We start from the raw sequence: 13,740 nt of genomic DNA on the forward strand, positions 1-13,740 counted from the left end.
GAGCGCGATGGAGTTCGCCGTACTTGGGCCGCTTCACGTCTCGGGTGACCAAGGGCCGCTGCCGCTCGGCGTCGGCAAGCAGCGCACCCTGCTGGCCGAGCTCCTGTGCCGGGCCGGCCGCCCGGTCTCCCCCGCCACCCTCATCGAGGCCCTGTGGCAGCAGCGCCCGCCACGCACCGCCGCCGACAACCTCCGCCTGTACGTCCACCAGCTCCGCCGCACGCTCGGCCAGGACCGCATCACCCGCACCGACGCCGGCTTCGTCCTGGCCGTGCACCCGGGCGAGCTGGACGCCGAACGCTTCGAGACCCTGGCCGGCCGGGGCGGCGCCGCGCTGACCGGCGGCGACCACGAACGGGCCGCCGCGCTGCTGCGCCAGGCGCTGGAGCTGTGGCGCGGCCCCGCGTACGCGGGGCTGAACCTCACCGCCGGGCTCCGCGACCACGCCCGCCGCCTGGAGGAGGAGCGCCTGGCGGCGCTGGAGCAGCGGATCGAGGCGGACCTGGCCCGCGGCCTGCACGCCGTGCTCATCGCGGAGCTGACCGAGCTGGTCGCCGAGCACCCCCTGCGCGAACGCCCGCGCCGCCAGCTCATGCTCGCCCTGGCCAGGTCAGGACGGCAGGCCGAGGCGCTGGCCACCTACCGCGAGGCCCGCCGGGTGTTCGCAGCCGAGCTGGGCCTGGACCCCGGCGACGAGCTCAACCGCCTGCACCAGGCCATCCTCACCGGCACCCTCGACCCGGCCCCCGCCGGCGCCGCGACGCCCGCCGCGCGGCCGCCCGCCCAGCTCCCGACCGACATCTCCGACTTCACCGGCCGCGACGAGCAGCTCGCCCAGCTCGCCGCCCTCCTCGGCGACGAACCGCCGCAGGGCCCCGGCCAGGTGCGCATGTGCGTGATCGCGGGCATGGGCGGCGTCGGCAAGACCACGCTGGCCGTGCACGCCGCGCACCGCATCGCCCGCCACTACCCCGACGGCCAGCTGCACACGAACCTGCACGGCGCCGAGGCCAACCCCGCCGACCCCGGCCAGGTGCTGGCCGCCTTCCTCACCGCGCTCGGCGTGCCGCGCTCCACCCTGCCCGAGACCGTGGACGAGCGGGCCGCGCTGTTCCGCAGCAGCCTGGCCGAGCGGCGCATGCTGATCGTGCTCGACAACGCCGCCTCCGAGCAGCAGGTGCGCCCGCTGCTGCCCGGCACGTCCGGCTGCGCCGTCGTCATCACCAGCAGGGCCAGGCTGAGCGGCCTGTCCGGCGCGGCCCTGATCGAGCTGTCGGTGCTGCACCTGCGGCAGGGCGTGCGCCTGCTGGCCAGGATCGCCGGCGCCGGACGCGTGCAGGCCGAGCCCGAGGCGGCGGCGGAGATCGTCCGGCTCTCCGACGGGATCCCGCTGGCCGTGCGGGTGGCCGGGGCCCGGCTGGTGGCCCGGCCGCACTGGCCGCTGACCCGGCTGGCCGGCCAGCTCAAGGACGAGCGGCGGCGGCTCGACCAGTTCGCGACCGGCGACCTGGCGGTCCGGGCCAGCCTGGCGCTCAGCTACGTGGGGCTGGAACCGGCCGCGCGGCGGGCCTTCCGGCTGCTCGGCGCGCTGGAGGTGCCCGACTTCGCCGGATGGGTGGCGGGCGCGCTGCTGGACGTGCCCGTACCGGTGGGCGAGGAGCTGGTGGAGTCGCTGGTGGACAGCCAGCTCGTGCTGATCAGCGGCGTCGACCCGGCCGGGCAGCCGCGCTACCGCTTCCACGACCTCGTCCGCCTGTACGCCCGCGAGCGCGCCGAGCTGGAGGACCGGCCCGAGGCGGTCGCGGCGGCGCTCGGCCGGGCCTTCGGCGGCTGGCTCGCACTGGCCGAGCAGGCGACCGAGCGCGTCCAGGGCAGCTCCTCGGCCATCATCCACGGCTCGGCCGCGCGCTGGAGCTCGCCCGACGGCACGCCGTGGGAGATCCGGCAGGACCCGATGGCCTGGTTCGACACCGAACGCACCGCGCTGGTCGCGGCGATCCGGCAGGCGTGCGCGCTCGGCCTGGCCGAGGTCGCCTGGGACACCGCCTGCTGCGCCGAGCGCTACTTCGACGTGAGCGGCCTGTTCGACGACTGGCGGGCGCTGCACGAGCGGGTGCTGGCCGCGTGCCTGGCCGCCGGCGACCGGCTGGGCGAGGCGGTGATCAGGCGCGGCCTCATGCACGCCACCACCTGGACCGAGACCGGCGAGGCCATGGCCGCCCAGTACGACGGCGCCGAACAACTCATCGCCCTGTTCACCGACCTGGACGAGCGGCGCGGCCTGTCGGACGCGTACGTGCTGCGCGCCTGGGGCGAGGCCGCCAGGGGCGACATGGCGCAGGGCCTGCGCTCGGGCCGCCTCGCGCTGGAACTGGCCGAACGCAGCGGCCACCAGGGCGGCGAGGCCAGGGCGCACGTGTGCATGGCCGTGGCCTACGGCACCAGGGACATCAAGATGGCCATCGTCCACCTGCTGCGCGGCCTCGACCTGGCCACCAAGCTCGGCAACCCGCGTTTCGAGGCCACGACCCTGCAGTTCCTCGGGCTCGCCCACGCCCACGCCAAGGAGTTCGAGGCCGGGCTGGAGTACATGGTCCGGGCGCTGGCCATCTACCGGCAGATCCGCGACCCGCTGCTGGAGGCGATGGGCCTGGTCGCGCTGGCCAAGCTGTACGCCGGGCACCACGACCCGCGGGCCAGGGCGGTCGCCGAGGCGGCCGAGCTGCTGAGCCGCTCCCACCGGCTGGCCCACCACCGGGCCGACGCGCTGTGGGTGCTGGGCGGGGTGGACCTGGCCGAGGGCCGGGTGGGCGAGGCGGTCACGCACCTGGAGGAGTCGGTGCGGCTGTGGCGCACGCGGGGGTGGCAGGAGTTCCTGGCGGGGGCGCTGGGCAGCCTGGCCGAGGCGTACACGGCGGCGGGCGACCACGCGGCGGCGGCCACGGCCCGCCTGGAGGCCGAAGAACTCGCCGGCTCCCCTCAGCCGGGCTGAGCCAGGCGGCCCGCCTGCTTGCCTGCTCTCCCCAGGCGGGTCGAGCCGACGCTTGCCTGTTCTCCTCAGGCGGGTTGAGTAGGTGAGCGCTCGTGTCCCCGGGCCCGGCGCGGGCATGCTGGCCCTCAGGACCAGTGTGAGGAGTGAGATGCCGCGTTCCGCCCTGCTGTGGGCAGTGATCCTGATCGCCGGAGGCGTCGCCGCCGTCGCCGTGTGCGTGCTGACCGCGCCCGCGGTCGCCCCGGACGCTCCCAAGGACGTCCTCGACTCGCCCGCGCTGCTTCCGGCCTTCGCCGCGCTGGCGGTCCTGGCCGGGCTCGCCGCGTGGGCCGTCCCGCATCCGCTGTGGGGGGCCGTCGCCGCCGCGCCGTTCTTCGTGCACTTCGCCGCCGGGGTGGTGGGCGAGCTGCGGTCGGGCGGGCAGGGGTTGTGGCCGGTCGGGCTGCTGTTCCTGGCCGGCCTGACGCTGCTGCCGCTGGCCGCCTCGCTCGTCACGTCGTTGATCGCCCGGTCCCGCTGATCGCCGGTTTTCCTGGAGCCCACGGCCACCGTATGGCGTACGGTACGATCGCCTACCCTGCTCCCCATTTGATGTGACAAGAAGGGATTCCGTGGCCACCAGCGCCAAGACCGACGCCGTACGCGCCCGCTCCTCCGATCACACCGCCGCCGACAGCCACGACATCATCCAGGTACGCGGCGCCCGCGAGAACAACCTCACCGGCGTCGACCTCGACCTGCCCAAGCGCCGCCTCACCGTGTTCACCGGCGTGTCCGGGTCCGGGAAGTCCTCGCTCGTCTTCGACACGATCGCCGCGGAGTCCCGGCGGCTGATCGACGAGACGTACACCACGTTCGTCCAGAACTTCATGCCGAGCCTCGCCCGTCCGGACGTCGACTCGCTGCGGAACCTGAGCGCGGCGATCATCGTGGACCAGGAGCGGATGGGCGCCAACGCCCGCTCGACCGTGGGGACCGCCACCGACACGTACACGATGTTGCGGATCCTGTTCAGCCGGCTCGGCTCTCCGCAGGTCGGGCCGCCGTTCGCGTTCAGCTTCAACCGCGCCGAGGGCATGTGCCCCGAGTGCGAGGGGCTCGGCAAGGTCGCCGGCGTCGACGTCGACGAGCTGGTCGACCGGGACAGGACCCTGAACGAGGGCGCGATCAAGGTCCCCGGTTTCGCGGTGGACACCTGGTACTGGCAGATCATGGTCGGCTCCGGCCTGTACGACCCCGACACCAAGCTGCGCGACTTCACCCCCGAGCAGTGGGCGGACCTGCTCGACAAGCCCGCCACGAAGATCAAGTACGGCACGAGCAACTTCACCTACGAGGGGCTCGTCACCAAGGTCAAGCGCCAGTACCTGGCCAAGGACCGCGAGTCGATGCAGCCGCAGGCGCGCGCCTTCGCCGACCGGGCGCTCAAGCTGACCGGCTGCACCGCCTGCGGCGGCTCCCGCCTGAACGAGGCCGCCAGGTCCTCCCTCATCGGCGGCCACAACATCGCCGACTGCTCGGCCATGCAGATCAACGACCTGGCCGAGTTCGTCAAGGGCATCGACGAGCCGAGCGTCGGCCCGGTGCTGCTCGGGCTGCGCGACACGCTGGACTCGCTGGTCGAGATCGGCCTGGGCTACCTCAGCCTCGACCGCGAGTCCGGCACGCTGTCGGGCGGCGAGGCCCAGCGTGTGAAGATGGTGCGGCACCTGACCTCCAGCCTGACCGACGTCACCTACGTCTTCGACGAGCCGACCGCCGGGCTGCACCCGCACGACATCCAGCGGATGAACAACCTGCTGCTCCAGCTCCGCGACAAGGGCAACACCGTGCTCGTGGTCGAGCACAAGCCCGAGGTGATCGAGATCGCCGACCACGTCGTGGACCTCGGTCCCGGCGCGGGCACCGGGGGCGGCCGCATCTGCTACGCCGGCGACCTCGGCGGGCTGCGCGACTCCGGCACCCTGACCGGCCGCTACCTCGGCCACCGGGCCGCGCTGCGCACCGGCGTCCGCCCGGCCAAGGGGCACCTGGAGGTCCGCGGCGCGACCCTGCACAACCTGCGCGGCGTCGACGTGGACATCCCGCTCGGGGTGCTCACCGTCGTCACGGGCGTGGCCGGCTCGGGCAAGAGCTCGCTCATCCACGGGTACGTCTCCGGCCGCGAGGGCGTGGTGGTCGCCGACCAGTCGCCGATCCGCGGGTCCAGGCGCAGCAACCCGGCCACGTACACGGGCGTGCTCGACCCCATCCGCACGGCGTTCGCCAAGGCCAACGGGGTCAAGCCGGCCCTGTTCAGCGCGAACTCCGAAGGCGCCTGCCCGGCCTGCAAGGGCATCGGCCTGATCTACACCGAGCTGGCGATGATGGCCGACGTGGCGTCGGTGTGCGAGGCGTGCGAGGGCCGGCGGTTCACGCCGGAGGTGCTGACGTACCGGCTGCGCGGCAAGAACATCAGCGAGGTCCTGGAGATGCCGGTGGCCGAGGCGCGCGAGTTCTTCACCACCGGCCAGGCCAGGACGATCCTCGACCGCCTCCACTCGGTCGGCCTGGGCTACGTCGGGCTCGGCCAGCCGCTCACCACGCTGTCGGGCGGCGAGCGCCAGCGGCTCAAGCTGGCCATCAACATGGCCAGGAACGGCACCACGTACGTGCTGGACGAGCCCACCACGGGCCTGCACCTGGCCGACGTGGACAAGTTGCTGGCCCTGCTGGACCGGCTGGTGGACGACGGCAACACGGTCATCGTGATCGAGCACCACCAGGCCGTGATGGCCCACGCCGACTGGATCATCGACCTCGGTCCGGGCGCCGGCCACGACGGCGGCCAGGTGGTGTTCACCGGCACCCCGGCGCGGCTCGTGGCGGAGGGCGACTCGCTCACCGCCGTGCACCTGCGCGACTACGTGGGACACCAGGCCCCGTAGCGGGCCGGACCTCCCGGGCCGCCGAGCCCGGGGAGGTCCGCGCGTCAGCCCGGCGTGCCGCCGCTCCCCCGCTGCCGGGACCTGACGACCGCCACCACGTCGGAGGCGCGCAGCAGACCGAAGTGCCGCGAGTCCACGCTGCGCCGCGGGTTGTCACCCAGGACGGCGATCCGCCCGGCGGGCACGCGCCCGCCGCCCAGGACGGCGGGCAGCCGCTCGCCCCCGCCCGCGACCAGCCGCTTGACCAGCAACGGCGGGTTGGGGGCGGTGGCGTTCGGGTTGCGCACGATCACGATGTCGCCGGTCGTCCCCTCGGCCCGCCGGGCCAGCAGCCGCTGCCCCGGCCGCAGCGTCGGCTCCATGCTGACGCCCTCGACCCGTACCGACAGGAACCGCCGTCGCGCCCACACCAAGGCGGCGGCGGCCACCACCAGCACGAGCCCGGCCAGGTAGCTCATCCGGCCGGCTCCTCGACGTAACCGGCGGACTGCAGGGTGAAGAGCCGGGCGTAGGGGCCCTGCCTGGCCATCAGCTCCTCGTGCCGTCCCCGCTCGGCCACCCGTCCCTCCTCCAGCACGACGATGAGGTCGGCGTCGCGGACGGTGTTGAGCCGGTGCGAGACGAGCAGCCCGGTACGCCCCGCCCGCCCGGCCCGCATCCGGACGTGCACGTCGTGCTCGGCCTCGGGGTCCAGGCCGGAGCTGGGCTCGTCGAGGATCATCAGGTCGGGGGCGTCGCGCAGCAGCGCGCGGGCTATGGCGACGCGCTGCCACTGCCCGCCCGACAGCTCGACCCCGGCCTGCGCGCCGTCTCCCTCTCCGTCGTCGCCGACGAAGAGCCTGGTCAGCGGGGTTCGGTAGCCGTGCGGGAGGGCGGCGAGCGTGTCGTGCACGCCGGCCTGCCGGGCCGCGGCCTCGATGGCGGGCCGGTGGCCGAGCTGGGCGAGGTTGCCCAGGCCGATGTTCTCGGCGGCGGTCAGGTCGTAGGCCATGTGGTCCTGGAAGACGGCGCCGATGCGGGCGCGCAGGGTGGCCGGGTCGAGGCGGCGCAGGTCGGTCCCGTCCCACAGGATCGTGCCCCTGGTGGGGTCGTAGAAGCGGCACAGCAGCTTGACCAGGGTGCTCTTGCCCGCGCCGTTCAGGCCGACCAGGGCGAGGCTGTGGCCGCGCGGGATGAACAGGCTCACGCCCCGCAGGATCCAGGGATGCTCGTCGCCGTAGCGGAACCACACGTCGCGCAGTTCGATGCCGTGCCGCAGCTCCGGCGCCGGGGCCGCCGCCACGGGCAGGTCGGAGGGGGTGCCGGCGACGTCCAGGTAGTGGCCGAACAGGCGCAGGCTCTGCGCCATCTGCGCGATCATCTGCACCATCGTGTTGAGCCCCGCCTGCGTGCCGGCCATCGCGCCGATGAACATGGCCACGTCGCCGACGCCGATCCGGCCCGCGCCCGCCGCCACGCCCGCCCAGAGCAGCCCGCCTCCGGCCACCAGCGCCGCCAGCAGTTCGAGCGCGCCGTTCGCGGCCAGGCGGCGCAGGTCGAGGCGGCGCTCGGCGCGGTCGATGCGGGCCCGTTCGGTCAGCATCCGCCCGCGCAGGAACCCGCCGATGCCGAACAGCCGGACCTCCTTGGCGGCCTCGGCGCTGGTCAGGAGCTGGCCGTAGAACAGCTCCCGCCGCTCGGCATGGCTGGTCTGCCAGAGCATCGCCACCTGCCTCCTGGCCAGGCGCAGCTGTACGGCGAGCGCCGGCACCAGCGAGGCCAGCACGACGGCCGCCAGCCAGGGATCGACCACGGCCAGCACGCCGAGGAACCCGGTGACCGTCAGCGCGGCCCTGCCGACGTCGAAGGCGGACCCGAGCAGCGTGGGACAGGTGACGGTGGCCTGCTGCGCCAGCCGCAGCCGGTCCAGGAACGCGGGGTCCTCGAAGTGGCGCAGTCCGGCGAAGCGTTCGGTGGCGGCGAACAGCCGGTCGGTGGCGCGCAGCCCGGCGGCCCTGCCCAGGGCGGCGTTGGCGTAGCCGGACAGGCTCGGCAGCACGCCGGCGGCCAGCCCGCTCGCCGCCAGCCCGAGCGCCGGGCCCGTCACCGATCCGCCGTGGGCGGTCAGCACGTCGAACACGCTCTTGGTGAACCAGGCCGCCGCGATCGGGACGGCGGCCTGCGCCAGGGTGGCCGCCAGGTAGCCGACGACCATGGCCGGCGCGCTGCTCCAGGCCAGCCGGGCCACCGCGAGCGGCCCGGACCGCTCAGCCACGCGCGACCGCCGTCACGCCGGCCAGGTCGTGTCCGGCCGCGAGCACGGTACGGCTGTCGTCGACGAGGAAGACCTTGGGGAAGACCTCGACCTTGAACGCCCGCGCCGGCTGCCCTCCGTCGGGCTCGCCGGCGAAGACCGTGGCCACCGGGTCGAGCAGTGCGCGCATGGGCTCCGCCTCGCCGGGCGGGCCCGCGATCACGGCGACGACCTGCGCGCGCGGCATCGTGGCGGCCAGTTCGGCGAACCGGGGGGCCAGTTCCTCGCACGGCGCGCAGGACGGGGAGAAGAAGCCGACCAGCGTGCGCGCGGGCAGGTCGGCCCCCGGCAGGAACTCCGCGGCCGTGTCGCCGGGTTCGAGCGAGGGCGGCGGGCCGCCGGCGGATCCGTCCAGGGCGTCGAGCCGTTCGGCGTGCGCCCGCAACCGGCGGACGATCCCCAGGCCCACCATCAGGTTGAGCACGGTCAGCGCCGCCAGCACCAGCACGGCCGCCGCCAGGGCGTGAATCACTGAGACCTCCTCGTCACGGGGGACAGCGGGCCGGACCCCGTCGGCGGAGCCCGGCCCGTCACGTCAGATCGCGGTGCCTACAGGCAGTACGTCGACCAGCCGTTGCACCTGACGCCCTTGTCGCCGTAGTCGCAGCAGCGGCGGCACAGACCGTTCTTCCGCTCGACCCAGCAACCGGCCGCCGCGGCGGTCACCTGGGGGACGAGACGCGCGACGAGACGGTCGCAGAATCCGGTGAGAATACGCATGTACCCCTGCCTTCCGTGATCCCCGCCGGATCCGGCCCGGCGGGAGGACGAACTGACCCGGGCAGCCTCACCCGGCCGTCTGAGCGATTTCTCAATGACTTCTCAATGCCGTCTCGAAGACGTGACAACGCGGGATGAACCGGTCCCCCTTGATTAGGCTCGAAGATCATGATGATTCGGTTGCTCGGACCGGTGGAGCTGGAGCGCGCGGATCAGACCAGGCCGGTACGGCCTCCGCAGGCCGCGCTCGCGCTCGCCGCGCTGGCCTGGGAGGTGGGCCGGGTCGTGCCCGCCGAGACGCTGGAGGCCCGGATCTGGGGCGAACGCGTGCCGCCGGGCGCGCGGAACACGCTGTACACGATCATCACCCGGCTGCGTCGCGAGGTGCTCGGCGACGAGGGCCGCGTGCTGCGCCGGGTCGGCGGCTATCAGCTCGACGTGGCCGAGCCGGGCGTGGATCTGCGGCGCTTCCGGAGCCTGGCCGAGGTGGCGGCGACGGCGGCCGATCCTCGTCCACCGCTGGAGGAGGCGCTGGCGTTGTGGCGCGGCGACCCGCTGACCGGGCTACCGGGCGAGTGGACGGAACGGGTGCGCCGGCGGTTGTGGGAGGAGCGCAAGGAGGTCGTGCTGCGCTGGGCCCGTACGGTGTCGGCCGAGGACCCCGGGGCCGCGGTCGCGGCACTGTCGCCGCTGGCCGAGGCGTACCCGCTGGACGAGCTGGTGGCCGTCGCGCTCATCGAGGCGCTGCACGAGGGCGGCCGGACCGCCGAGGCACTGGCCCGCTACGCCGGCGTACGTCGCACAATCGCCGAGGAACTGGGCGTCGAACCCGGCGCCGCCCTCCGCGACCTCCACCACCTGCTCCTCCGAACAGGCGGGACAGGCCGGACAACCGGAACAGGCCGTCAGGCGGCACCGGAGCGTCGGCCAGGCCCTCCGGGCGGGGACGCTCCGGGCGGGACGGCGCCGGGCGTGGACGCGCCGCCGGTTCCCGCGCAGTTGCCCGCCCGGCTCGCCGGTTTCGTGGGCCGCAAGGCCGAGCTGGAGCGACTGGCCGGCTCCGCGGCCGTCTGCGTGATCTCGGGACCGCCCGGCGTCGGCAAGTCCTCGCTGGCGCTGCACTGGGCGCATCACCACCGCGACCGGTTCCCCGGCGGCCAGCTCCACGCCCACCTCGGCGCCCTCGACCCGGCCGACGCCTCAGCCGTCCTGTCCCGCTTCCTGGGCGCGCTCGGCGTGCCGGAGACCCGGATCCCGCCGGGCGTCGAGGACCGGACCGGGCTCTACCGCAGCCTGCTGGCCACCCGCCGGGTGCTCGTCGTGCTGGACGACGTCCGCGCCGCCGAGCAGGTCACCCCACTCCTGGCCACGGCGCCCGGCTGCCTGACCGTGATCACCAGCCGGACGGAGCTGCCCGCGCTGTCGGTCACCGTGGGCGCGTCCCTGCTGCACCTGGACGTCCTGTCCGCCGACGAGGCGCACGGTCTGCTGGCCGCCCGGGTGGGCGCGGACCGCCTGGCCGCCGAACCCGAGGCCGCGGAGCTGATCGTCGACAGGTGCGGCCGCCTGCCGCTGGCCCTGGCCATCGTGGCGGCCCGTACGGTCCGCCGCTCCGACCTCCCCCTGGCCGAGATCGCCGCCGGTCTGGACCGCGCGGGTGCGGATCTGGAGCCGTTCGCCGACACCGATCCCGCGATCGACCTGCGGACCGTGTTCGGCCGGTCCTACCGCGAGCTGCCCGAGGAGGCCGCGCGGCTGTTCCGCCGGCTCGGCGGCCAGGCCGGACCGCACCTCGCGCTGGCCGCGGTCGCGAGCCTGGCCGGCCTGCCCGTGGAGCGCACCCGCGGGCTCGTCGACCAGCTCGACCGCGCCAACCTGGTCGAGCTGTCGGCCCGCGGCCGGCCGCGCCTGCACGACCTGCTGCGCGCGTACGCCGCCGAGCAGGCACGGGCCGCCGACCGCCCGGCCACCCGCCGGGCCGCCACGCGCCGCCTGCTGGACCACTACCTGCACTCGGCCTGCGCGGCCAGCGCCGCCTGCTACCCGCACCGCGAGCACCTCGCCCCGGCGCGGCCCGCCCGCGGCGTCACCGTCGAGCGCTTCACCGCCCCGGAGGAGGCCCTGCGCTGGTACGCCGCCGAGTCGGTGGCGCTGCCCGCGCTGGTGGCGGAGGCGGCGCGGGCCGGGCTGGACCGGCACGCCTGGCAGCTCGCCTGGGGGTTCGGCGAGTTCATGCAGCGCCGCGGCCCCTGGGAGGAGATCCTGGGCGTCCAGGAGGTGGCGCTGGAGTGCGCGGAGCGGCTCGGCGACCTCCTGGCCCAGGCGGGCTGTCACAGCCGCCTGGCCCGCGCCCACGCCAAGCTCGGTGCCGACCAGCAGGCGGTCGCGCACTTCGAGCGGGCCGTCGAGCTGCACCGCGACCTCGGGGAGCCGGTCCTGGAGGCGCACCTGCACCTCGGCCTGGCCGTTCCGGTCAGCCGGGTGCGGCCCGGCGAGGAGCTGCGCCACGCGCTGCGGGCCCTGGAGCTGTTCGAGGCGGGCGGCGACGCCATCGGCCAGGCCCGCGCGCTGAACAACGCCGGCTGGTGGCGCGCCCAGCGCCGCGAGTACGACCAGGCGTACGCGGACTGCAGCCGGGCGCAGCGCATCCTGGCCGACCTCGGCTACGCCCAGGGCGAGGGCCACGCCTGGGACAGCGTCGCCTACGTCCTGGACGCCATGGGCGACCACGGACGGGCCGTGGCCTGCTACGAGCGGGCGGCCGAGCTCCTGCTGGCCTGCGACGACCCGCACCCGGCCGCGGAGACGCTGGTGCGGCTCGGCGACACGCACGCCGCCGCCGGCGACCCCGCCAAGGCCCTGAACGCCTGGAGGCGGGCTCTGGAGTGCTACGACACCCTCGGGGACGCCCAGGCGGAGTCGGTCCGCGCCCGCTGCGCGGCCCTGCGCCACGGGGAACACCCGCCGCGGGGCCGGTGAGCCGTCCGGCGGGTCAGACGGCCAGGCGGGCGATGATGCGGGCGAACTCCGGCGGCGGCGTCACCACCAGCCTCGTCTGCCCCTGCTGCACCACGATGTCGGCCCGGATCAGCGTCAGCCGCCCCTGGTGCCACCAGTAGACCTGCGAGCTCAGCCCACCCGTACGCGCCGCGTGCACCCGCAGCCGCTCGATGGCCCGCACCACCCCGATGCCGTCCACCGGGTGCACCAGCATCGTGTACGGGTCCGGCAGCACCACCAGCACCCCGTCGGCGGGCACCGCGAGGTGGTCGCCGAGCCAGCGCAGATGGGTGGCGGCCGCCGGGGTCATGCCGGTCAGCCGGGTCACCGGCGTGCCGCCCAGCTCGATGCTCTCGGCCCGCAGCCGCTCCTCCCGCCGGACGTTCGCGACGGCCAGGTCGAGCGCCTGAGCGGTCGGGACGGGCCAGCAGCCGGCCTCCTCGGGCCGCACCAGGCGGGAGCCGACGGTCAGCAGCTCCACCAGGTCGGCGTTGAGGTGCCGCCCCACCACCCGGGTCAGGTCGGCGACCTCGTCGACGGCCTCCACCCGGGTGCGCAGCAGGGACGCGACCTGGTCGAGGTCGCAGGCGTCGTAGCGCTCGTCGGCGGTGGCGAGGGCGTGCGCGAGGTGCTCGGAGACCAGCACCGGCCAGTCCTCCCTGGCCCGGCGCCCGGCCTCGCGGCGCAGCCCGGTCAGCTTCACGACCAGCTCGGCGATGCCGTCGCCGCGCAGGGTCAGCGACGCGCCATCGCGGGCGAACTCGCACACGAACCGCAGGGACTCCGCCACGAGGCCGAGCAGGGAGTCGAGGTCGACGTCCTCGATCGGCCGGCGGGAGGGCTCAGGGTCGCGCCTGAAGAAGCTCACACACCGTCCCTTCTGTCGGGTTCGTCCCTTTACGTGTCTTCCTACCTTGCCTGCTCCCCGTCGCGGAACGGACCAGCCAGGGAGCACGATTCGGTATCGATAGCCCCAAGCTCCCCCAGCCACACGCTCATCTGTGGTGACCCGTGTCCCACCGGAAGCCCGGCCACCACGGGCACCCCGAGCGGCGCCAGCCGGTCCACCAGCACCGGGTACGGATCGCCGCAGTCCACCCACGACCCCAGCACGATCCCGCGCACCCCGTCGAACGCCCCCGCCTGGAGCAGTTGCGTCACCATCCGGTCGATCCGGTACGGCTCCTCCCCGATGTCCTCCAGCAGCACCAGCCTGCCGTCGAACGAGGGCTGGTACCGGGTGCCGCACATCGAGGCGAGCAGCGACAGGTTGCCGCCGGTGAGCACGCCCTCGGCCCGGCCGGGCACCAGCACCCGGTCGCCGCGCACGGTCGCGCGCTCCCCGGCCAGCGCCGCCCACAGGCTCTCCCACGAGCTCGGCTCGGGGCCCTGCTCGCCGGCGATGAGGTCGCAGGCCGGCATCGGGCCGTGCAGCGTCGGCACGCCCAGCTCGATCGCGAAGGCGTTGTGCAGGGCCGTGATGTCGCTCGACCCGACGAGCACCTTCGGCCCGGCCGCGCGCATGGCGTCCCAGTCGAGCAGGTCGAGCAGCCTGGCCGCGCCGTAGCCGCCCCTGCCGCAGAAGACCACCGAGACGGCCGGGTCGCACCAGGCGGCCTGGAGGTCGGCGGCGCGGGCGGCGTCCTCACCGGCCAGGTAGTCGAGGTCCTGGCGGTCGAGCGCGTGCGGCCCGGCCACCACCTTCAGACCGCGGGCCTCCAGCCGCTCGACACCCCGCCCGAGCAGGACGGCCGAGGGCGGCCCCGACGGCATGACGATCGCGACGGTGTCACCTTGCTGCATCGATC

General features: G+C 74.7%; 10 protein-coding genes. 4 read left to right on the forward strand and 6 right to left on the reverse strand.

All coding sequences use genetic code 11. The features are described from left to right. Positions 1 to 7: 7 nt before the first annotated feature. The 3 genes from AB0J97_RS38365 to AB0J97_RS38375 all read left to right on the forward strand — a co-directional run bounded on the left by AB0J97_RS38365 (position 8) and on the right by AB0J97_RS38375 (position 5,919). Positions 8 to 2,992 (forward strand): BTAD domain-containing putative transcriptional regulator, encoded by a 2,985-nt coding sequence (locus AB0J97_RS38365; RefSeq protein ID WP_364098346.1) that lies wholly within the window; start codon positions 8 to 10, stop codon positions 2,990 to 2,992. 148 nt (positions 2,993 to 3,140) lie between these two features. Continuing rightward, complete coding sequence (locus AB0J97_RS38370) at positions 3,141 to 3,512, forward strand: hypothetical protein (RefSeq protein ID WP_364098349.1); 372 nt, start codon at positions 3,141 to 3,143, stop codon at positions 3,510 to 3,512. A 91-nt stretch (positions 3,513 to 3,603) separates the two neighbouring features. Next, positions 3,604 to 5,919, forward strand: a complete 2,316-nt coding sequence (locus tag AB0J97_RS38375; RefSeq protein WP_364098352.1) for an excinuclease ABC subunit UvrA — start codon at positions 3,604 to 3,606, stop codon at positions 5,917 to 5,919. Between the two features lie 44 nt (positions 5,920 to 5,963). Here AB0J97_RS38375 and AB0J97_RS38380 read toward each other — a convergent pair whose 3' ends face one another. The 4 genes from AB0J97_RS38380 to AB0J97_RS38395 form a co-directional block, all read right to left on the reverse strand. After that, positions 5,964 to 6,377 (reverse strand): S26 family signal peptidase, encoded by a 414-nt coding sequence (locus AB0J97_RS38380; RefSeq protein WP_364098355.1) that lies wholly within the window; start codon positions 6,375 to 6,377, stop codon positions 5,964 to 5,966. After that, on the reverse strand, positions 6,374 to 8,173 hold the full coding sequence (locus AB0J97_RS38385) for an ABC transporter ATP-binding protein (protein WP_364098358.1): 1,800 nt from the start codon (positions 8,171 to 8,173) through the stop codon (positions 6,374 to 6,376). Before AB0J97_RS38385 ends, AB0J97_RS38380 begins: the two co-directional genes overlap by 4 nt. Beyond that, entirely contained in the window at positions 8,166 to 8,684 is a 519-nt protein-coding gene (locus AB0J97_RS38390) for a hypothetical protein (protein WP_364098361.1), read from the reverse strand. The genes AB0J97_RS38385 and AB0J97_RS38390 overlap by 8 nt, the downstream gene beginning before the upstream one ends. Before the next feature lie 77 nt (positions 8,685 to 8,761). Then, positions 8,762 to 8,932, reverse strand: coding sequence for a hypothetical protein (locus AB0J97_RS38395; RefSeq protein ID WP_364098364.1), 171 nt, complete (start codon positions 8,930 to 8,932; stop codon positions 8,762 to 8,764). A 168-nt stretch (positions 8,933 to 9,100) separates the two neighbouring features. Here AB0J97_RS38395 and AB0J97_RS38400 point away from each other — a divergent pair, with 168 nt between their 5' ends. Then, complete coding sequence (locus AB0J97_RS38400) at positions 9,101 to 11,911, forward strand: BTAD domain-containing putative transcriptional regulator (RefSeq protein ID WP_364098367.1); 2,811 nt, start codon at positions 9,101 to 9,103, stop codon at positions 11,909 to 11,911. 13 nt (positions 11,912 to 11,924) lie between these two features. Here the strand turns inward: AB0J97_RS38400 and AB0J97_RS38405 are convergent, their stop codons facing one another. Continuing rightward, a complete protein-coding gene (locus tag AB0J97_RS38405) occupies positions 11,925 to 12,800 on the reverse strand; it encodes a hypothetical protein (RefSeq protein WP_364098370.1) in 876 nt (291 codons plus the stop codon). Positions 12,801 to 12,841: 41 nt separating this feature from the next. After that, positions 12,842 to 13,735: an LD-carboxypeptidase gene (locus tag AB0J97_RS38410; protein WP_357705786.1), complete on the reverse strand. Its 894-nt coding sequence runs from the start codon at positions 13,733 to 13,735 to the stop codon at positions 12,842 to 12,844. Between the last annotated feature and the right edge of the window lie 5 nt (positions 13,736 to 13,740).

The sequence above is a fragment of the Nonomuraea sp. NPDC049607 genome (assembly GCF_040675375.1).
Classification (GTDB): Bacteria; Actinomycetota; Actinomycetes; order Streptosporangiales; family Streptosporangiaceae; genus Nonomuraea.

Coding starts and splice junctions, on each gene's coding strand:
- AB0J97_RS38395 (WP_364098364.1), bottom strand. CDS start 8,932: ATGCGTATTCTCACCGGATTCTGCGACCGTCTCGTCGCGCGTCTCGTC.
- AB0J97_RS38370 (WP_364098349.1), top strand. CDS start 3,141: ATGCCGCGTTCCGCCCTGCTGTGGGCAGTGATCCTGATCGCCGGAGGC.
- AB0J97_RS38380 (WP_364098355.1), bottom strand. CDS start 6,377: ATGAGCTACCTGGCCGGGCTCGTGCTGGTGGTGGCCGCCGCCGCCTTG.
- AB0J97_RS38365 (WP_364098346.1), top strand. CDS start 8: ATGGAGTTCGCCGTACTTGGGCCGCTTCACGTCTCGGGTGACCAAGGG.
- AB0J97_RS38400 (WP_364098367.1), top strand. CDS start 9,101: ATGATGATTCGGTTGCTCGGACCGGTGGAGCTGGAGCGCGCGGATCAG.
- AB0J97_RS38410 (WP_357705786.1), bottom strand. CDS start 13,735: ATGCAGCAAGGTGACACCGTCGCGATCGTCATGCCGTCGGGGCCGCCC.